We start from the raw sequence: 20,183 nt of genomic DNA on the forward strand, positions 1-20,183 counted from the left end.
AGACTTTTATGATAAAAAGAGTGTTTGGTTCCATTATCGCAGTACTGTTATTATTCATTCTTTTTTTCCGAAGCGGAATCATTCTGGATTCCATCGGCATTCATTTTGAAAATCCTTTGGCTAAGAAAATGGAAGTGCCTGCTGCTTATTCAAAGGCCGATTCTAATCAAAACGGCATTGCCGATCCGCTTGATATGGTCCTGACAGCCAGAAAAGAAGTGGAACAGCGCACGCCATATAAAAGTGCCTACTATGCGGGAGGATATCCGCCCGATGGTGAAGGTGTCTGTACAGATGTGGTTTGGAGGGGTTTCCAGGGGGCTGATGTAACCATAAAGGATCTTATTGATCAGGATATCGCCGAGAATACGGACTTGTATTCAAGAGTGAAGGGCAATCCTGATCCAAACATTGATTTCAGGAGGGTGCCAAACCAGAATGTCTTTTTCAGCCGCTTCGCAAAGTCATTAACAACAGAACTGATTCCAGGAGATATTAAGAACCTTCAGCAATGGCAGCCGGGTGACATTGTGGTTTTCCTTTCTCCTAAATTCGACCATGTTGCCATCATATCTGACAAACGGACGAAAGATGGCATTCCATATGTCATACATAACTCCACACCATTTGCAGCAGAAGTAAAACTCTCTTCTTTTAAGACTCCTATTACCGCTCATTACAGATGGGATTTTGAAAAAACGCCTGCACTGCCATAAAGCAGATGCAGGCGTTTTTCTTATTAAATACGAAAGTATAAAATTTTGAACTTCGATAACTGTCTAGCGCAAGCAGCCTCCCCCCTTGAGGTCACAAGCTTGTCTAGCTCCGGCTCCTAGGAACCCGGGGCCATAAGGAACCGTCTTATCCCTGAGGCCCGCAGGACAAGGAAGGCTTCGTCAGCATAATCATCGCACGACCAAAAGCGGCAGATTATGGGAGGATGTGGGTCATGCAGACGTTGCCACAGGACAAGGAAAGCTACGGCAGCGATACATCGCACGACCGAAAGCGGTAGCTTTTGGGAGGACGTTGCGCTCTTAGCCTGCGTTCCTTTTTGAGCGAGGCGCTTGCGCTTTTCTTATCTTACTGCTGAAGGATTGCCTGCCGGCCACTCTTCGCAGGTGTAAGCCATCTCCCAGAAGCCAAGCTCCAGCTGGCAGCTTTTTCGGAAAGCATCCTTCATTCGCTGCCTTTCTTCCGGTGATGCCGCATCAGCAAGCTCATCCAAACGGTTTCTCATATTCATGGTCACAGCTTCGACCCTTAAATTTGCGTAAAAAGAGATCCATGGATAAAACGGATGGTTCTCATCTGGCTCATATTGCTTCATGAGTTCAAGCCCAATCTCCCAATAAGTCCATGGACAAGGCAATAATGCAGCAAGGATTTCACCCATGCCGCCTGTGTGGGCATGATACATCATATGCTTAACATAATGATCAGCTGTTGGAGGGAGCGGATAGCCCTGCAATGCCTCGTAATCCACGCCAATCTGCTGGCAGAAATTATGGTGGGGATGTACTTCGCTGTTCAATACAAATTCTATTTGCTGATTAAAATATGCAATATCCTTACGCTCTGCTGACTTTGAAATGGCAATCCCATAAATATGCATGAACGCATTCAGATACTCAAAGTCCGCTTTAATGTAATGGGCCAGTGCCTCTTTCGGCACGTCCCCTCTCCCGATACCCTGGACAAATGGGTGCTCAAATATCAGCTGAAACAAATCTTCATTTTCCTTGCGCAGAATCTCTGAAAAAGTCATAAAAATAGCCTCCTTATTAATTACAGAAGCTGCCGGGGAAAAAGCATGAGGATATAAAACGAGGTCCTCACTGCTTCCCTGCGCTGGCATTATCCAGATCAGGTTCCAAGGGACAAAGGAAAAGCTCCTTATCTCAGCCGTAGCGCCCCTAGCAGTTTTCTAACATTTTAATTGTTTTTTACCGATTTTCTAACTTGACGTTTTTCTCTCATAAATTTGGGATTTCGCTTATAACTCTTGAAAATCGCTCATTAAGTCAGATTTCTTTACTATGCTGCTTACTCATCCAGCTTCGCCAGCTCAAAATCATCATATATTCTGAACCAGATTCTTCTCTTTAACCTTTGCCAAAACCATCCAGCCTATGGCCGCACCGGCAATGCTGCTGACCAGGAATGGCGGCACAAAGAAGAATGCCCCAGCTGCGCTTCCCATGAGAACCTTTGCAAAAGGGACTGCAAACAATGCACCGATTATGCCGGTACCTACCACTTCTCCTACAGCAGCCCATATTTTCCGGCCGAACTTCAAATAAAGCACACCTGCCAAAAACGCTCCGATCATGCCGCCTGGAAACGCAAGCAGCGTCCCGAATCCAAGCAAATTACGAAGCAGGCCAATCATAAATGCCACAGCTGCTGCAGGCAGGGGGCCAAGCGTCACCGCTGCCAATACATTCACCGCATGCTGCACCGGATAGGCCTTGGCTATGCCTGCCGGAAACCAGAGCAAATGGGATCCCAGTGTCCCAATTGCTACAAATAAAGCCATCGTAGTTAACAATCGGGTTCTGTTCATCTAAACCTCCTTTCTAAAGGGCCGCCTGATTGCTTATCAGGATGGGAAGTATGTATACAAAAAAGCCAGATTCCCTTAAGGACCTGGCTTGGTTTAAGTATATGAATTGACATATAGTCAAATCCTACTTCCCTCCGCTGGCATTAACCAGATCAGGTCCATAAGAGTCAGAAAGCTATAACGCGCTTTCCTCTCAGCCCGCACATTCGGGGCACCCCTAGTAGCTGCATAGATATTTAGTTTGATAAGCTATCTCAAGCTTAACAAATTATTCCGGCACTGTCATCAATCTTTTTGCTTATATACTTTTCTTGGTGCAATCAATGTATTAAGCGCTCTTCGATTTCTGCTGAGAAACTATCGAAGTAGCTTCAGACTTGCCATTTCCTTTAGACTCCCGACTCCTGCCAGAGAAAGTGACACTTTTGTTTCTTCAATAAAGTTGGCAAGTACTTTTTCAACTCCATTCTGCCCGCCAATGGCCAAACCGTACACATACGGCCTTCCCAGGCAAACTGCGTCGGCTCCTAATGCCAGTGCTTTGACCACATCGGAACCGCGGCGAATGCCGCTGTCAAACAATACTGGAATTCTTCCTTTGACTTCCTTCACAACCGGTCCAAGCGCATCAATCGCCGCAATCACTCCATCAAGCTGCCTGCCGCCATGATTGGAGACTATGATTCCGTCTATCCCTTTTTCAACGGCCAGCCTGGCATCTTCGGGATGGAGAATACCCTTTAATAGAATCGGCAGATTTGTTTTCTCTTTTAACCTAGCAATATGCTCCCAGCTCAAGGTTGGATGATGGATATTATCAAGGATTCCCTGAACTACATCACCGTCATGGAGAGTGGCCATAAAGACCGGGTCACTCTCATAGTTTGCTTTTCCATAGCCAAGCTTTAACGGTGAAAAATTGTTTCTTAGATCAGCTTCCCTCCACCCCATCATCACCGTATCTACTGTTAACACAATTGCTTCATAGCCTGATTCCTCCGCCCGGCGCACCATACTGAACGCAGCATCTTCATAATTGGACCAATATAATTGGAACCATTTTGGACTCGTGCCTGTTGCATTTGCGATTTCTTCAATGGAATAACTGGATACCGTGCTCTGGATAAAAGGAATTCCAAACGAAGCTGCCGCCCGGGCAGATGCAAGCTCTCCCTCACTGTGTTCAAGACGCTGCATTCCTATAGGTGCAAGGAATACTGGATAAGGATACGTTTTTCCAAATAAATTCACACTTATATCCGGCACTGATACATCTCTAAGCATCCTCGGTACAATTGAGTATTTTGCAAAGGATTCGATATTCTTTTTCAGCGTTTCTTCTCCCCCGGCTCCTGATTGGACATAGCCAAATCCGCCAGCTCCCATCACTTTCTCTGCTTCTTCTTCCAGTTCCTTAAATGAAATAGGAAAGTTTTCTGCGAAACTAATATTCTCTACTTTTGCCATATTCCAGCCCTGCCTTTTTTGAATTTATTGAAAATAATAACACTTTTTCAGATTTTATGAAACCATCTAATAAAATCATAAATTCGCAGTTACAGCCTTTCCTATACAAATTAGCCGCAATAAGCAGGGATTTCACAAAAAATCATGAATAAACATTTTAACCTTAATGAAATTGGAGTGTACAAAATGTTAATCAAACAGCCTTTTGATGAATTTCTGAAATTCCATTACGAAAGAGTCAGTGAAAGCAATATGAAAGTGACTTTGCCAATTCAGCCGCTCTTTATTAACAGCGCGGGGCTGGTTCATGGAGGCGTCATTTCCACTCTTGCGGATGTAGCGATGGGGAATATTTTCGAGCCGGATGAAAACCAGATGCAATCCGTGGTGACAGCTGATTTAAAGGTCACTTTCCTAAAGGGGGCGACAGGTGAATTTCTTATCGCCAATGCTCACCTTGTGAAGAGGGGGCGCACCCTCAACCACACAGACTGCCTGATTTATAACGACCAGGATCAGCTGGTCGCCAAAGCATCGGGAATCTTCGCATCTATCTAAAGTGATTAATCCTATCGTTGCCTGAATAGTTTCGCTGACAGCGATAGGAGGAACCATTAAAGGTTAAAGACAGTCCTAATAGTTTCTATCCTTCTTCTTTTTATACAAGTGGGATACACTGTAAAATACCCCTATCACAACCGAAACGACTAATAAAAGCTGTGAGCCAGATAAAGATAAGGCATTGGCCAATGAAAGCGAGTAAGCCAGCAGCAAGGAAGTTAACATTTTGGAAATAGACGCAATTCCCAGGAACTTTTTAAATGAAACACCACCCATTCCTGCTCCAACACAAATGATCTCATCCGGCAATATCGGAATAACAAACATCAGCATTAGTATGGTGTTTTCATTTTTCTCCATGTATTTTTGGTATTTGATCAGATGCCGCTCTTTTATAAACCGGGATACAAGCTTTAATCCTCCTATCCTTGCAGTCAAGAACATAACAATAATCCCCGAAAGTGTACCTGTAAATCCAAGAAAGGCAGCGGCTGCGGGACCGAATACGGCACTTCCGGCAGGCAGTGTTACGGCTTCAGGAAGCGGCAACAGAATAGGCTGTAAAAAGCAAACCAGGAAAAAGATGAGCTTGCCCTCCGCTTCATATTCCCTCAGCATTCTCTCGAGCCCATAGGCATCAGTCAAAACAAGTATTTTTGTTAAATAAAAGGTCATAAAAACTATTAACAGCAGACAGAACATATAAATAAGTGCCAGTCTGCTGTATTTCAATCGGGATAACTTGCCTGCAGCAAAAAAGTAAAAATCCATCACTAATATGGCAGCCATGCCTGCAATAATACCCCATTTATAAGCCGGCAAAAGTGTCGGCATATAATTAAACAATATATACAATGCTAATAAAATGATAAGTCCATGAAAACTAACTTCAATTTTTCCATTCATACATTTTCCCCTTCTTGCTTTTCTTAACTATAGTTTAGAAGAGAATACAAAGAGGATTAAGCTCCCTTAGCATTAAAATAAGCTAAGGCCAGAGACTTAAATATTAAAAAAGCAGGACTTATCCTGCTTTTTTAATACTCTATCTCATCATAATCCTTAGGCTGCGGAACCGGCTGATCCCCTTTATACTTTCCAAACTCATTGACAAGTTCCCTCTCTTCTTTTGGGCCTTGTGTCTGTTTCTTATTTTGCTCATCTTTTCCAGACAACTCATTTGCTCCTTCCTTATGGTTCTTTAAATTAATATGTACTCATTACTTTCATTTCACGCATAATTAGCAGGATTTTTCCTGCACTCTGTAAAATAGGTAAAAAACTCGATATAAAAGGAGGGTCCAAATGTTTATTTCACATATTGCTACTGTTGAGATACCAGTTTCAAACTTGGAGCGGTCAGTAGCATTTTATGTAGAGGTTCTTGGTGTTAAAGTTGAATTCAAAGGTGAGAAAAATGCTATGCTAAGCTTTCAAGCAAAGGGTGTTCCAACAATCTTCCTTGTAGAAACCGAAGACAGAAAGTCATTATCTTTTTCCAATTCCCATAATGGTGTCGAACACAGCATCATTGATTTCTATACACAATCCTTAGAAGAGTTCCATCATTGGCTGCAGGTGAAAAACATTGAAGTTGGTCCGCTTAATATTAATGAGGAACATGGCTTTGGAGGATTTGGCTTTAAGGATCCGGATGGCAATCTGCTTAGCGCATGCAACGTGCTGCATAAAGGCCAATAAAGAAAAAAAGCCTCAAGCCTCAATTTACAAACCAGGCTGGTAAAAGGGAAAAAGGTTGAAAAACTGCGAATTCAGATGATTAATAAGAAGGAGATTCCCATGGTAAGATTAGAACCTTTTACAGAAAAAGATTTCGATTTGCTCATCAGCTGGATCAGTACACCGGAATTAATGGTTCAGTGGAGCGGTGCCCATTTCAAATTCCCCCTTAATCATGAGCAGCTTGCTAAGTATATAAGCTCTGCAAATCTGGAAACCAGCTCGGAATATATCTGCAAAGTTTTGGCAAACGATGAAATCGTCGGTCATATTTCCCTTGGCAGAGTTGACCGTGTCAACGAAACTGCGAGGATTGGCAAGGTTTTCATCAGCCCCACAGCACGGGGGAAAGGGTATGCTTCAGAAATGATTCATCAAATCCTGAACTTTGCCTTCCAAGAGCTGAAATTAAATAGAATCAGCCTTGGGGTTTTTGATTTTAATTTGCCTGCTATTAAGATTTACGAGCAGGCAGGGTTCCAAAAAGAGGGACTTCTTAGGCAGACCAATAAAGTTAGAAATAAATATTGGAACTTGATAGAAATGAGCATCCTGAAAGCTGAATGGCAGGCCAGACCCGGGCTCATGGGTATTCAATCAAACATTTGATTGAATGATCCTCTACATAAAAAACAGGGCGGTATACTCCGCCCTGTTTGATTTAGCTTGCTTTTTCTTCAGCCGGCACTTCCTGTTTTTCCTTGGAAAGAAACCATCCAGCTAATGCTATTCCAATTAAGACTACATAGAAAGTAGTTTTCCATTCGGTCGATTTGGCAAATCCTTCAGGCAGGATCGCCAGCGCCGGATGGGACATTGTATAGACAGCCAGTTTGACACCAACCCAGCCGACAATACCAAATGCTGCAACCTCAAGTCCAGGTCTCCTGTGAAGCAGATCGACAAAGAGGTTTGCAGCAAAACGCATAATGATCAATCCGATCATACCCCCGGCAAAGATGACAAAGAACTTTCCGCCGTCAAGTCCGCCTATATGGCCAAGTCCTGAATCCGGAAGGGCCACGGCCAGAGCGACCGCTGCCAGAATGGAATCTACAGCGAATGCAATATCAGCCAGCTCAACCTTAAATACTGTCAGCCAAAAACCAGATTGTTTCTTTTCTTTCGTTACTCCTGCTTCTTCCTCGCCTTTTTTTACAAGGAATTTTCTTAATATATGATTAGCAGCGATAAACAGAAGGTATAGCGCTCCAATGGCTTGAACCTGCCATACATCTACTAGATATGAAATCGCAAATAACGATCCAAAGCGGAAAACAAACGCTCCAGCTAACCCGTAAAATAAAGCCTTCTTCCTCTGCTCCTCCGGAAGATGCTTAACCATAATCGCCAGCACCAGCGCGTTATCAGCAGCCAATAAACCCTCCAGCGCCACAAGCAGCAGCAATACCCATCCATACTCAAGTATTAGTGATAATTCCATCTAAACACCCTCCCTTATTTCACCTTTGTATATTTTTCGTCTACACGTTTTTCAATTTTAGCCAGCAATTCTTGATCTCTCAGCAGCTCTTCTTTGTTTTTCTTAATTAATTCTGCAAATGATACTCTAGCTTTTTTCATCTTGGTCTCCTTTCCTTCTATTTTTTAAGTATTGAAAGCTTCGCACTGTTTCCCTGCAGTTATGTCGATTGAGGATTTCCATTGCCAAGCTATATCAGGCAATAAAAAAACCTCTACCAGCAAGCGGTAAAGGTTTAAAAAAACAAAAAGACCTTTACCCGAAACAGGCAAAGGTCTTGCTAACAACGTTAAGGTTGCCAACAAAGCCGGGAGCTCTAAACTCCGAAATGACGACTCTGCTGTAAAAGCTACTCCCCTTTAGGAGAAACTATTCAACTATACGTTAATCATATTCTATTTTTCTTAAGGTGTCAACCCTTATGCAAATCGGTAATAAATCAGAATGAATGTCGCAAGGACGAAAATAAAGTTCAGGAAAACAAACACAAATTGATCTGCCCTGGTTTTATGAAGCTTAATAGGCGGGTTATAAAAAGACACCCCTTCAATGATGAAGATAATCAGGACAATATGGATCATAAAATGGCCGATTACTTCTGTCATTCCAAACAGCATCGTGGTTGTAATAAAAATAACCGTAACCACAAAGCCAACTACCCGGTTAAGGATCCCTACCACTAGAAGGTAACCGACAACAAACTCAATGAATGCAGCCATAACAACGAATGCAGCCGGGGCAAAGCCGAATGTGGGAACTCCGTGATTGGCTACAATATCAAGAGACATGCTTGGATATACCCATTTTTCAACAGCCACCCAGCATAAAGATAAACCTGTGCCTAAATAAAGGAATGGAAATCCAACCTGCTCAAGCTTTGTGCTGCCGACCAGCAAGACTCCAATAATGGCAACATAATATCCATAATCAAGCATATGGAAAATGCCATTCCAAAGGGTAACGTACACAAATAGCCCCAATAAAATAACGGCTCCGGCCTTTGTAGAGATGTGATGCGGAATAAGCAGAAAGCCAATTGCTGCCCAAGTTAGAATCATTGCAATCGTATTGGTTAAATAAAATTCAGGCGCAAATAATGTTCCATTCGTCACCTGTATTATTAATGCCGCGGCTGTACCATACTTAAGGATATACCTGCTATATTTGCGGAATCCTGAGAGCCAGTCATCCAGCTTTTTAACTTTGTCCCATTGCGCTGTCCTTGGGATAATCAATGTCAGCATCGCAAGGACAATCGCAGCTGTCAGTGCCAGTCCCAAAAATAAAGGTGATAATATATTTTCAATCGTTTCCTTTTGAGGTGTCACATTTGTGAACCATTTCACATGTGCGCTCGCAAAAAAAGGCGTCATAACCAATCCTGCTATTAATAAAAACTGGAATATTTTTTTCATGATGATCGTGCCTCCCTGATGGCATTTTAGGTAAACAATATAAGTACAGTATTAATATATAATACTTTTCATTCCAGTGGATGAATCAAAAATGAACAATATGTGAAATATTTCACATATTGTTCGCAATAAAAATACAGGCTAATTCGCTTGCCTGTATTTTTATTTCCTACTTTTCTTTTTTCAAGGCTGAAAGTACCGGCTTTTGCTCTTCCTTCTTTTCCTCATCTGATACCAAATCCTTTGCCGCACTTTTAAACTCCGTTAAGGTCCGCCCAAATGCCCGCCCGATTTCAGGAAGCTTGGATGGCCCAAATATGATCAACGCAATGACAAGAACGAGAATTAAGCCTGGAATGCCAATGTTGGAAATCATCTTCTCACCGTCCCGTTAATGTAATACCTTTTCTCGCTTTTTCTTAAGCTGCTTTTCATGTGCCCTTGAATGAGCGTGATGGCGATCTTCTTCCACCTCAGAAGAGATTCCAGCCCCCTGAGGTACAGCAGATGCCGATACCTGCTTCAAGCCAGCCTGATCTTTTTCAAAAATAAATGATGCTCTTGTTGAAATATCCGCTCCAGGCTCTGTTACGAAAGGAAGAACCCGATAATCTGCACGCCATTGCTCTGGTGTTACCCGGCAGCGGACATAGCCTCTATAATTATTAAAGAACTTAATATGCGGATTTTCTGCAAGCGTCTTTTCCGTATCCGCTCTCACATCTGATCCGTTTCCTCCTGATGTGATAGAGGTTCCGACAAATTCAGCCCCAATCAGCTTTGCATTTGGATCATTATAGTCTGTTAGAATATTCGAAGCCCAGCTTGCATGGACATCCCCAGTCAGAACGATTAGGTTTCCGATATTGTTTGAAACAGCAAAATCTGTCAGACGCTGCCGGGCAGCAGGGTAACCATCCCATGCATCCATGCTGAACTTCGGCGAAGCAATTGATCCAAAATTTCTCTGGGCAAAGAACACCTGCTGTGCAAGTACATTCCAATGCGCATTGGAGCTGGCTAGATTGCTTTCAACCCATTGTTCCTGTTCATTGCCAAGGAGAGTGCGGGTTGGATCAAGCGACTCCGGAGTATGCGGCTTGCTGCCATCACCATTTGCCTGGTCATCCCGATATTGCCGGGAGTCAAGCACAAGGAATGACGCTAGGCTGCCATAGCTGAATTCCCTATACAGCTGCATACCATCACCATTTGGCATGGAAGATAACCGGAGCGGCATGTGCTCATAGTAAGCCTGATAAGCAGCTGCACGGCGTTTAATAAATGCTTCTGCCGACTGGCCTTTTTCCGGAATCCCAGCTGCATAGTTATTTTCCACTTCGTGGTCATCCCAAGTGACTACCCAAGGGAAAGCAGCATGCGCTTCTCTCAGATGCGGATCCGTTTTGTACTGGGCATGGCGATTCCGGTAATCTTCGAGAGAGATAATTTCCTGTCCGCTATGATGACGGACATTTCCTGTTGGTGAAATATATTCATTTGGTCCATATTCATATATGTAGTCACCAAGGTGAATGACAAGATCCAGATTTTCCTTTGCCATATGCTGATAGGCTGTAAAAAATCCATGTTCATACTGCTGGCATGAAGCAAATGCAAATGATAGCCCTGATACTTTGGCACCCGCAGCCGGAAGCGTCTTTGTTTTCCCAATTGGGCTTAATTCATTGCCGCTTTTAAAACGATAATAATAGACAGTGTCCGGCATTAAGCCTTCTGCCTCCACATGCACAGAATGCGCCAAATCCGGCACTGCAATTTCTGTCCCGCGTTTAACAACTTTTCGGAAATGTTCATCTGCAGCAAGTTCCCATTTGACTGGGACAGCATGATGAGGCATCCCGCCTCCATTAAGCGGATCTGGTGCAAGCCTTGTCCATAAAACCACACTGTCCGAAAGAGGATCTCCTGATGCCACACCGAGGGTAAAAGGATATTTGCTGAACTTAGGAGCTGCATCAACCGTTAGATTACCCACCCCTAATGATTGCGCCATAGCCAGCGCAAGCGAAAAACCGGCAATTTTCCCTGCACCAGATAGAAAGCTCCGGCGGTCAATGTCCCTCTTTAAGTTCTCTTCATTAAACTTCCTGATTAAATCATCAATCGATCTCTCATGTCCCATTTTTCTTCACCTCTTAAATCAATCTGGATTCACAGTTGATTATAAGAGGCTATTTTTAAAGCAATATGAAGATGTGTAAAGGAGAATGACAATACCTCTGCCTATTTTATCAGGACTTTGTAAGCATTAGGTTATTCATTCAACCTATAATCCAGACTTGCAGCCAAAATCCCTTTGTGCCCCTGTAACATTTGTCCCAGCTATTTTTACAATATATACATAGAATATTAACGAATCCTGTCAAAATCTTTTAGTTTACTAATCTATAAATAGTGTTTATGATGATAGTTATAATCTTGAAAAGGGGTGAGGGAATGAAAAAAATGAAGTTACTGCCACTTTTAATGCTGTCTGTATTTTTATCCTTCCTCATCACCCAATACCCTGGTGTCCATTTTAATGATATTCCAATGGACCAAAGCAAAGCGGTAACGGTTTCGGACTTTACCGAGAGCTTTCTATTAAAAGATGATCCTAAAAAACATATCTTCACACAGGATATGCTTTCTATAGCCATCATAAACCTAACCATTATCCTTTTTGTATACAGTGCCCTTCACATCATCGCCCGCAGAAAAAAGATATTTTATACCCCCATCTTCTACGAGGCGAATTATGTAATCCACACTCCTTAATTGTCCAACAAAACAATTGAAGGAGGAAACGAATAATGTGGATTCGATTCTTAATGATTGGCTTATTTTCATTAACAGCTTCCAGCCTGTTCTTTTATCAGGGAATGGAAATGTATCATGCTTTCACAGACTTCTTTAGACAAAAATAAGAAGCTGGCGCCCAGGGACTCCCTGGGCGTTTTTAATGCTTTTATCAAGGGGAAACTACCTATCTGCATTAGTTTCCTTCGTCCCCTTTTCATCTTCTTCTGGGGCACTACCCATTCTTATTATCTCCCTTCACTCCCGCTTGCCTCTCCTTCAAAGGCAATGTTCATCCTTATCAGTTCTCCTCACCCCCGCTTATCTCTCCCCAAAGGCCCTATTCATCCTTATTAGTTCCCTTCACTCCTCTTGCCTCTCCTCAAAGACGCTATTCTCCCTCATTAGCTCCCTTCGTTCATTTCCTGCTCTTCCGCAGACACTAATCTCAATAAGTCTCGCGCCATTTTCACTTCTTAACCCAGCTCCATAAAAAAACACCCGGCCTGTTTTACTCCCAGACCGGGTGTACTCTCTTACTGCGCTCTTGCATATTTATCGTCTATTTTCTTTTCAATTTTTTCAAGCTCCCGGCTATCTTTTAAAAGCTCTTCTTTATTTGCCTTAATCATTTCAAGCATTGATAATTTTTTCTTTTTCATTTCTGCTCACCTTCTCTCATGATGTCTGTAATCTCCTGGATGCTGGATCTATTTTTTTTGACAGAGTATGGTGTCTGTCTATCACCTAAAAAACAATCGTCTTATTTCCATGCACAATGACTTTGTCTTCCACATGCCAGGCGACTGCCTGAGCGAGGACCTGTCTTTCTACATGCCGTCCTGCAATTTTGAGATCCTGTGCAGTGTGGCGGTGATTAACCCGCTGGACATCCTGTTCAATGATTGGGCCTTCATCCAAATCATTCGTTACATAATGAGCTGTTGCCCCAATCAGCTTTACTCCGCGGTTAAACGCCCGTGCATAAGGATTGGCTCCCACGAAGGCTGGCAGAAAGCTATGATGGATATTGATAATCCTGTTTGGATATTTAGAAATAAAGCTAGGCGAAAGGATCTGCATATATCTCGCGAGCACAATGAAATCCACTTTTCCTTCCAGAAGCTCCACCGACTTTTGCTCAGCTTCAGCTTTAGTGTCAGGTGTAATCGGAATATGATGATAAGGTATTCCGAAACCCTCCACCACTTCCCTCATGTCGGGATGATTGCTGATCACCAAGGGAATATCCACTTCAAGCTCCTTCGATTTCCAGCGCCATAGGAGCTCCAGCAGACAGTGATCCATCTTAGAAACAAAAATAGCCATCCGCTTGCGCTCGCCTTTGCCGCTCAGCTTCCACTCCATTGAGTATTCCCTGGCCATTTCAGGCAGATCCTCTTTCAGTTTTGAAAAGGACTCATCAAAATGATTCATATCGAATTCAATCCGCATAAAGAATATGCCTGCCAGCGGATCGGTTGTATGCTGGTCAAAATGGACAATATTAGCCTTATGCTCCAGCAGGAAATTGGAGACTGTGGAGATTATGCCCGGCCGCTCAGGACAAGATATCAGCAATGTCGCCCTGTTTGCATTGATATTTTTATTCATATAGATTCCTCCATCTGCATTTCCCGAAGCTGCCATCCATATAAAAAGGACAGAAAAAAAGGCGGCTTCTTCATCCCCCTTCTCTGTCCTTTTACCTGAGAGTTTAACCCCTTTGGTGTCGCAGGATTCCTGCGCGCTCTCCAGAGATGCGTCCGACTGCGGTTCTGTCTACCTGAGAGATTGGCTTCAAGGGTATTTTTGAAGCTTGCTCCTTCGGTGGCTACTAAATGCTCTCTCCCGCAGCCGTCATTCGCTCAATATTTTTGTTATTTTCAGAATAATACATTATTTAGGCTGTGTCAATCGAACTGCGTTTCTTTCACAAAATTGCCACAATTATAACCTGACTATTTTTCTTTCAATATCATTTGAGAATAAAGGGCAAATAAAAAAAGCCTGAAGACAATGTCTCCAAGCCGTTTTCTATACAGCCGCTTTCGGTTTTGGTTGCTTTTTTGGCCAGGCAATCGTGATACACAATGTAACGATCAATAGGGCCAGACCGAGAACAAACGGATAGGTTATCTGCACATCGTAAAGTACGCCGGCAATCGTTGGTCCAAGTACATTTCCAATGCTCATATAAGCATTATTCATCCCCATCGCAAATCCCTGCTCATTGCCAGCCATTTTTGAGATAAGCGTGGTTAAAACCGGACGCAGGATGGAAGTGGCCAGGAAAATGATCAGTGAAATGAAAAAGAATAGTGCATAACTTCCTGCAAACAGCGACACAAGGAAACCTGACGCCGCAACAGCCAAGAAGATATTCAATACCTTTCCTTCTCCGAATTTATTAACCACCCGATCGACTACAAATAACTGAACAATAACACTAATAACCCCCGTTGAAGTCACCATAATGGCGATTTCCTGCGGAGTAGCAGCAAACTCATTATCAAGATAAAGCCCCAGCACTGATTCATATGCCATTAGTCCAAAGCTCATCACCAATGTGATAACAAGCGGAATAAAATATGGCTTCTTAACAGACATTGCCAGCTTCTTGACCATTGGTTCCTCTTCAGGCATCTCTCCCGGCACCGTCTGCAATGTGCTGCTCTCTTCGAGGAGCATAATTGAAAAAATAACTGCAACTAGAGATACAAGCGCTGAAATCAGAAATGGCATTTTCAATCCGAAGTCAGCCAAAAATCCGCCAATTCCAGGTCCGACCACGATTCCAAGTGACATCGCAGCTGAGACAAGGCCATTCCCTTTTGCACGCTGCTCCATGGTTGTAATATCTGCAATGTAGGCAAAAATAGCTGGAATCAGCAATGCTGCTCCAACGCCTCCAATGACACGAGAAAAATATAGCAGCCATATGGAATCCACTGCATAAAAGACAAGCATGGATAAAGTCAAACCAGCTAACCCGTAAATAATCATCTTTCTGCGGCCGTATTGGTCAGCCCATTTCCCTGCAATGGGTGAAAAAATCAGCTGGGCACCCGCAAAAATGGCAATCATCAAGCCTGCTGCCGTTCCACCCTGATTAATGGATTCCAAATAAGCGGGCAAAATCGGAATAATAATCCCAAAGCTTCCGATCGCAATAAACATATTGATCATTAGTATGACCATCTTTTTCTTTTGATCCCCAGACATAGCGGATACCCCTCCTTCTATATGTGAAAAATTTACATTAAATTATTTAGCACGCTAAATAGCTTATAATGAGACAGGCTGCTTTGTCAAAGGAAAAATAATAGAAGCTCCAGCATGTACTGAAGCCTCTTGTATTCACCCTTTGAATTTGTCTGGGAATTGCTTCACAACTGCATCTGAAATGGCATCTGCCATCATGATAATATGCGACAATCCATCATCAATTGAAACAATTCTTGCATCCCAATCCTTAACCAGGCTCGCTGTTAAATCATCCGTCACCAATTCGAGGTGCGTGTACAGCAATTTTTTTACATCTTCATTTTGCAAATTAGGATTGGCTCCGCTTAGAAAAGCAGCAATCTCATCTGCATTGCGATGCCATATTTTGTTCAGCTGATTCACTTTTGCGCCTTGCCCGCTCTTGGCAGCTTCAACAATATCTCCGGCAATAACAATATGCTCCTTAAGCAGCTCTGTAAGCTTATTACCTGCAGCATCTCCATAATAAGGCTTTATCGAATTGCCGATATCCTCCTGGTTTTTCAAAAGCCTTGCCAGAACCTGCTTCTGATCCTCCGCTCCGGCAGTTGTGGCACTTGTAATGTAATTGCTTGTCCATAATACATGGTCGACCCATAACCTGCGGAATTCATTTCCAAATTTAACCTCTGATTGGGTGATACACGGTTTCTGTGCAGCCGCATTGCCTGGAGCTGTTAGCATATTCAGCGGCAGCAGCAGCATTATTCCCAATATCAATACTTTCTTCATATCCTTTTCTCCTTCCAGATTGAAAAAGTTTCCTTCTTATTTTGATTATCTTAAGATTTTTCATTCCAAAAAATAAAGCTCGAGGCTAATGCCCCAAGCTTTTTCAATCAAACGTTTGATTTATTTGCATATAAAGCCTATTTACTATCGGATAAAACATTTTACTTTCGTATAAACAGATTTACCTTCGGATAAACCATTTTACTTTCGTATGAGCAGATTTACCTTCGGATAATGATCACACAGCTGCCACCGCAGCAAAAAACTCATTATATAGAGCCTGTACCGCGCGTTTTTCATCCACTGCCTGTACGCCAAACATCATGCTCACTTCAGATGAGCCCTGATTGATCATTTCCATATTTACTTTCGCTTTAGCGAGGGCCTTGGAGGCGCGGGCCATTGTTCCGATGTTTTGGCGCATCCCCTCACCAACTACCATGATAAGCGACAGGCTATGCTGGATTTTCACCTCATCCGCGTGAAGCTCATATTGAATGCGGCTCAGAATTTCCTCCTCCACACCATCAGTAAATTGGTTTTCCCGAAGAATAATGGAGATGTCATCAATTCCTGACGGGGTATGCTCATAGCTGAGGCCATACTCTTCCAAAATGGTCAGCAGCTTCCTTCCGAAGCCGACTTCCCTGTTCATTAAGTATTTGCCGACGTATATGCTGCAGAATCCCTGATCACTGGCAATCCCGATCACAGGTCCGTTTGTGTTATCGCGCTCGTTCACAATCCTGGTGCCAGGAGCAGATGGATTATTCGTATTTTTAATCTGCACAGGAATTCCAGCCCTGAATGCCGGCACAAGTGCTTCATCATGCAGGACGGTAAAACCTGCATAGGAAAGCTCCCGCATTTCGCGGTATGTCAGTTCTTTGATTTCTTTAGGACTTTCCACAATAAATGGATTTACCGAATAAACAGCATCCACATCTGTAAAGTTTTCATACAAGTCCGCTTTGACTGCTCCAGCCAAAATGGAACCTGTCACATCCGATCCGCTCCTTGAAAATGTGAACACCTGCCCATCCCTGCTGTATCCAAAGAAACCTGGAAAAATGATAATCCCGTCCTTTTCCTTTAAGGAATATAGATTCTCATATGCCTCAGGAAGAACCTGTGCATTTCCGGGCTCCGGGCTTACAAGCAATCCCGCTTCCTTCGGGTTCACATACCTTGCTTCCACTCCCTGCTGCTGAAAATAAGCTGCAACAAGCTTAGCGTTATTATCCTCGCCGCTCGCTTTGATCAGATCCATAAAAACTTCAGGATCATCTGTATCGCTTGAAAGCCTTGTAAAAAGATCCTCCCTGATCATATCTTTAATGTCCAGACCCAGCTCCAATTCATCAGCTATTTGGCCATACCGATCCAATACAGCTTCAGCCAAGTCATCTGCTGATTCCCCCTGAATCCGTTTCTCCGCACATGCGATTAATAAATCAGTAACCTTATTATCTGCTGAAAATCGCTTTCCAGGAGCCGAGACGACGATTATCTTCCGCTCTGGATCAGCATTTACAATATTGAAAACTTTTTCGATTTGCTTTCCGGATGCTAAAGAAGATCCTCCGAACTTTACGACTTTCATCCTGACATCTCCTAATCTCTGAAAATTTAATCTTTATTTTACTCTTATCCGAAAAGAAATCAAGAGAAATTCTATCCTAAAAATACAGATGTTCACCATAAAAATACACAAAGTTATATAGATATATTTAATATAGCTAGTTTGTGTGATTATATCACTTTATAATATTATTTCAGAAAAACAAAAGAAAACGCTTACAATATAAAGTTTATTTTATGCCGTTCTGCCAAATTGCCCAAAGCAAATAAACTATTAATATTATGGTTTTCCCCTTGTCAAAACGGGGTATATGTTAAGGATATTTATATAAAGAATTAAATCGTAAAACACGGGAAGGGAAAAAGTCTATGGGAATCCTAATTGTGGACGATAATCAAGCCAATTTATTTGTCATTCAGCATATATTAAAACGCGCGGGTTATAAAGACCATTTAACGTTTTCTTCTGCAAAGGATATGTTTCAGCATCTTCAGGGATATTCACCTTTTTCAGCTGATATAAAAGCAGACATTATCTTAATGGATATTATGATGCCGGAGATGGATGGAATTGAGGCATGCCGGCGGCTTCAGCAGATTCCGCATTTAAAGGATATACCGGTGATTTTTGTAACTGCATTGGAAGATTCAAATAAGGTAGCTGAGGCTCTTGATGCGGGCGGAACTGATTATGTTATGAAGCCCATAAATAAAACGGAACTGCTTGCCCGGATTCGTGCTGCTTTAAGACTTAAATATGAAAAGGACTGGCATAAGGAGCAGGAAAATAAAATCAAGAATGAATTGGATTTATCCATGCAGGTTCAGACCAGCATGCTGAGCGAGCCGATTTATCATGAACATACACTGTTAAAAGCTTCCTACCTGCCAGCCAACAAACTTGCAGGGGATATGTATTACTGGCACCAAATAGATGAACACCGCTTTGCTGCCATCCAGCTGGACATGATGGGCCACGGGATTTCAGCATCCCTTGTATGCATGTTTATTTCTTCTGTTCTAAGGGATGCCATCAGAACATGCAGCGATCCTGAATACGTCATGAAGGAACTAAATCGGTGGATGAATTCCCTTAATCAGCGCAATCAGCGGATTCCATATTATTTTACAGCCATTTACCTCGTCCTTAATAAAAAAGACAAAACCGTTGAGTATGTGAATGCCGGACATCCAACCGGATATGCGCTCACAGATAAAAAGGAAATGTTCAGCTTATCAAGCAATATGTGTGCAGTAGGCTTTTTTGAAGATATTACGATACAAAAAGAAACAATTCCCTATATAGACTCCATCCAGCTGCTCCTGTTTACGGACGGAGTGGAGGAGGCAGTGGAGCAGAATAATCTTAACCCTTGTGAATATCTTCAGCGCTTCGCATCCTTCCATTGGAATGCAGCCAGAACAGCAGAGCCAATCGATATGATTCTGACTAAACAGCAGCAGGCAAGCGCTGATGATGATATGTGTGTTGTTTTGGTCCAGGCAGATTAGTGTGTATACATAATATTTTTGCAAAAAAACAGAGTGCAGTCCCTGAAATAGGGTCCGCACTCTGTCTTTATATAAAAGATAAAAATGTGATTCCTTTTGAACTTTGAGTATTGTCCAGCTCCTGCGCCTGCCCCTCGAGGGGGCGGGCAAGGCGTTTCCGCTTTTTTATGCTGGAGCGGTCTTCCTGAAAATCTTTTCCTGCAGGTTGATTTCTTCAAATACAGGCACTTCCATCCTCAGCGCTTCCTTGCTTCCAAGTCCCAGAAACCCTCCCATGCTGAGGCTTTCATTGAAAAGATTAAAAACATGGCTTTGCAGATCAGTATTAAAATAAATCATGACATTGCGGCATATAATCACATGAAATTCATTAAATGAGCCATCGGTCACCAGATTATGCTGCGCAAAAACCATTCGATTAAGCAGGGATGAATTCAAATAAGCTGCTTCACAATCTGTAGTATAGTATTCAGAAAATGATTTTTTTCCGCCTGCCATAATGTAGTTCTTTGTGTAGAGCTGCATTTTTTGCAAAGGGATCATTCCGCTCTCTGCTTTTTTTAGCACTTTTTCATTGATGTCTGTGGCATAAATTTTAGTTCGTTCTCCCAAACCCTCTTCTTCCATCAAAATAGACATGGAATAGGCTTCCTCTCCAGTCGAACAGCCTGCATGCCAGATTCTGATCTCAGGCAATTCTCTGAGCATCGGGACAACCTCATTTCGAAAAGCTTTAAAAAACGAAGGATCCCGGAACATTTCGGTAACATTGATTGAAAAATCGCTCAGGACCTTTTGCAGATACCCATCTTCATGTATAACCTTCTCTGTGAGGCTTGTTATGCTGGGCAGCCGATCCCTGCTAATGCGATTTTGAATCCTCCTTGTAATGGAAGAGCGCATATATTGCCGGAAATCATACCCGGATAAACCGTAAATGGCCTTTAAAAGTAAATCTATCTCTAATTCTTCCTTTTTCAATTCTAGTCATTCCTCAACTTTCGAGAATAAAATTATGGATACGGGGAATGCTCCTCTGTCTGTCCGTACATTAGAA

The 20,183-nt window shown here is 42.6% G+C and carries 22 protein-coding genes and 3 riboswitches; of the genes, 6 read left to right on the top strand and 16 right to left on the bottom strand.

Annotated elements, in window-relative coordinates:
* Positions 1 to 8: 8 nt before the first annotated feature.
* Positions 9 to 716, top strand: coding sequence for a DUF1287 domain-containing protein (locus tag MKY20_RS01715; RefSeq protein WP_251175349.1), 708 nt, complete (start codon positions 9 to 11; stop codon positions 714 to 716).
* Positions 717 to 1,078: 362 nt separating this feature from the next.
* On the opposite strand, the gene tenA is transcribed toward MKY20_RS01715, so the two are convergent.
* From tenA to MKY20_RS01730, 3 genes are all read right to left on the bottom strand, one after another.
* Positions 1,079 to 1,768, bottom strand: a complete 690-nt coding sequence (tenA, locus tag MKY20_RS01720; RefSeq protein ID WP_251175350.1) for a thiaminase II — start codon at positions 1,766 to 1,768, stop codon at positions 1,079 to 1,081.
* Between the two features lie 58 nt (positions 1,769 to 1,826).
* Positions 1,827 to 1,928, bottom strand: a riboswitch (TPP riboswitch).
* Between the two features lie 149 nt (positions 1,929 to 2,077).
* On the bottom strand, positions 2,078 to 2,566 hold the full coding sequence (thiW, locus tag MKY20_RS01725; protein ID WP_251175351.1) for an energy coupling factor transporter S component ThiW: 489 nt from the start codon (positions 2,564 to 2,566) through the stop codon (positions 2,078 to 2,080).
* 112 nt (positions 2,567 to 2,678) lie between these two features.
* A riboswitch (TPP riboswitch) is annotated at positions 2,679 to 2,795 on the bottom strand.
* A 128-nt stretch (positions 2,796 to 2,923) separates the two neighbouring features.
* Positions 2,924 to 4,033 carry an alpha-hydroxy-acid oxidizing protein gene (locus MKY20_RS01730; protein WP_071156456.1) on the bottom strand — a complete coding sequence of 370 codons (1,110 nt, stop codon included), beginning with the start codon at positions 4,031 to 4,033 and terminating at the stop codon, positions 2,924 to 2,926.
* A gap of 186 nt (positions 4,034 to 4,219) precedes the next feature.
* On the opposite strand from MKY20_RS01730, the gene MKY20_RS01735 reads away from it, so the two are divergent.
* Positions 4,220 to 4,591, top strand: coding sequence for a PaaI family thioesterase (locus MKY20_RS01735; RefSeq protein ID WP_226280665.1), 372 nt, complete (start codon positions 4,220 to 4,222; stop codon positions 4,589 to 4,591).
* Between the two features lie 75 nt (positions 4,592 to 4,666).
* Here MKY20_RS01735 and MKY20_RS01740 read toward each other — a convergent pair whose 3' ends face one another.
* Positions 4,667 to 5,500 (bottom strand): TVP38/TMEM64 family protein, encoded by an 834-nt coding sequence (locus MKY20_RS01740; protein WP_009335908.1) that lies wholly within the window; start codon positions 5,498 to 5,500, stop codon positions 4,667 to 4,669.
* Positions 5,501 to 5,631: 131 nt separating this feature from the next.
* Positions 5,632 to 5,769: a hypothetical protein gene (locus tag MKY20_RS01745; RefSeq protein WP_019380083.1), complete on the bottom strand. Its 138-nt coding sequence runs from the start codon at positions 5,767 to 5,769 to the stop codon at positions 5,632 to 5,634.
* 130 nt (positions 5,770 to 5,899) lie between these two features.
* Here MKY20_RS01745 and MKY20_RS01750 point away from each other — a divergent pair, with 130 nt between their 5' ends.
* Complete coding sequence (locus MKY20_RS01750; RefSeq protein WP_009335909.1) at positions 5,900 to 6,295, top strand: VOC family protein; 396 nt, start codon at positions 5,900 to 5,902, stop codon at positions 6,293 to 6,295.
* 99 nt (positions 6,296 to 6,394) lie between these two features.
* Positions 6,395 to 6,943 (top strand): GNAT family N-acetyltransferase, encoded by a 549-nt coding sequence (locus MKY20_RS01755; protein ID WP_192908066.1) that lies wholly within the window; start codon positions 6,395 to 6,397, stop codon positions 6,941 to 6,943.
* A gap of 52 nt (positions 6,944 to 6,995) precedes the next feature.
* Here the strand turns inward: MKY20_RS01755 and MKY20_RS01760 are convergent, their stop codons facing one another.
* The 5 genes from MKY20_RS01760 to MKY20_RS01780 form a co-directional block, all read right to left on the bottom strand.
* A complete protein-coding gene (locus tag MKY20_RS01760) occupies positions 6,996 to 7,778 on the bottom strand; it encodes a TerC family protein (RefSeq protein ID WP_009335911.1) in 783 nt (260 codons plus the stop codon).
* A gap of 14 nt (positions 7,779 to 7,792) precedes the next feature.
* Positions 7,793 to 7,918, bottom strand: a complete 126-nt coding sequence (locus MKY20_RS01765) for an FbpB family small basic protein (RefSeq protein WP_019380085.1) — start codon at positions 7,916 to 7,918, stop codon at positions 7,793 to 7,795.
* Between the two features lie 318 nt (positions 7,919 to 8,236).
* Positions 8,237 to 9,232, bottom strand: coding sequence for a hypothetical protein (locus tag MKY20_RS01770; RefSeq protein ID WP_251175352.1), 996 nt, complete (start codon positions 9,230 to 9,232; stop codon positions 8,237 to 8,239).
* 169 nt (positions 9,233 to 9,401) lie between these two features.
* On the bottom strand, positions 9,402 to 9,608 hold the full coding sequence (locus MKY20_RS01775; protein ID WP_009335913.1) for a twin-arginine translocase TatA/TatE family subunit: 207 nt from the start codon (positions 9,606 to 9,608) through the stop codon (positions 9,402 to 9,404).
* Positions 9,609 to 9,623: 15 nt separating this feature from the next.
* Positions 9,624 to 11,378 carry an alkaline phosphatase D family protein gene (locus tag MKY20_RS01780; protein ID WP_251175353.1) on the bottom strand — a complete coding sequence of 585 codons (1,755 nt, stop codon included), beginning with the start codon at positions 11,376 to 11,378 and terminating at the stop codon, positions 9,624 to 9,626.
* Between the two features lie 314 nt (positions 11,379 to 11,692).
* On the opposite strand from MKY20_RS01780, the gene MKY20_RS01785 reads away from it, so the two are divergent.
* Entirely contained in the window at positions 11,693 to 12,013 is a 321-nt protein-coding gene (locus MKY20_RS01785; protein WP_009335915.1) for a hypothetical protein, read from the top strand.
* A 557-nt stretch (positions 12,014 to 12,570) separates the two neighbouring features.
* Here MKY20_RS01785 and MKY20_RS01790 read toward each other — a convergent pair.
* The 5 genes from MKY20_RS01790 to MKY20_RS01810 form a co-directional block, all read right to left on the bottom strand.
* A complete protein-coding gene (locus MKY20_RS01790; protein ID WP_139266815.1) occupies positions 12,571 to 12,696 on the bottom strand; it encodes an FbpB family small basic protein in 126 nt (41 codons plus the stop codon).
* Positions 12,697 to 12,781: 85 nt separating this feature from the next.
* Positions 12,782 to 13,648, bottom strand: a complete 867-nt coding sequence (purU, locus tag MKY20_RS01795) for a formyltetrahydrofolate deformylase (RefSeq protein ID WP_019380091.1) — start codon at positions 13,646 to 13,648, stop codon at positions 12,782 to 12,784.
* 149 nt (positions 13,649 to 13,797) lie between these two features.
* Positions 13,798 to 13,898: riboswitch (glycine riboswitch) on the bottom strand.
* 173 nt (positions 13,899 to 14,071) lie between these two features.
* Entirely contained in the window at positions 14,072 to 15,259 is a 1,188-nt protein-coding gene (locus MKY20_RS01800) for an MFS transporter (protein WP_341000166.1), read from the bottom strand.
* A 135-nt stretch (positions 15,260 to 15,394) separates the two neighbouring features.
* Complete coding sequence (locus MKY20_RS01805; protein ID WP_009335918.1) at positions 15,395 to 16,033, bottom strand: hypothetical protein; 639 nt, start codon at positions 16,031 to 16,033, stop codon at positions 15,395 to 15,397.
* 238 nt (positions 16,034 to 16,271) lie between these two features.
* A complete protein-coding gene (locus tag MKY20_RS01810; RefSeq protein WP_009335919.1) occupies positions 16,272 to 17,636 on the bottom strand; it encodes an aspartate kinase in 1,365 nt (454 codons plus the stop codon).
* Positions 17,637 to 17,983: 347 nt separating this feature from the next.
* Here MKY20_RS01810 and MKY20_RS01815 point away from each other — a divergent pair, with 347 nt between their 5' ends.
* Positions 17,984 to 19,126, top strand: coding sequence for a PP2C family protein-serine/threonine phosphatase (locus tag MKY20_RS01815; RefSeq protein ID WP_251175354.1), 1,143 nt, complete (start codon positions 17,984 to 17,986; stop codon positions 19,124 to 19,126).
* A 165-nt stretch (positions 19,127 to 19,291) separates the two neighbouring features.
* Here MKY20_RS01815 and MKY20_RS01820 read toward each other — a convergent pair whose 3' ends face one another.
* The gene (locus MKY20_RS01820) at positions 19,292 to 20,107 is read right to left on the bottom strand and encodes a CheR family methyltransferase (RefSeq protein WP_009335921.1); all 816 of its coding nucleotides are present in this window, start codon (positions 20,105 to 20,107) and stop codon (positions 19,292 to 19,294) included.
* Positions 20,108 to 20,183 lie beyond the last annotated feature (76 nt).

Source organism: Cytobacillus sp. FSL W8-0315, from assembly GCF_038002905.1.
In the GTDB taxonomy this organism is placed as follows: Bacteria; Bacillota; Bacilli; order Bacillales; family Cytobacillaceae; genus Cytobacillus; species Cytobacillus pseudoceanisediminis.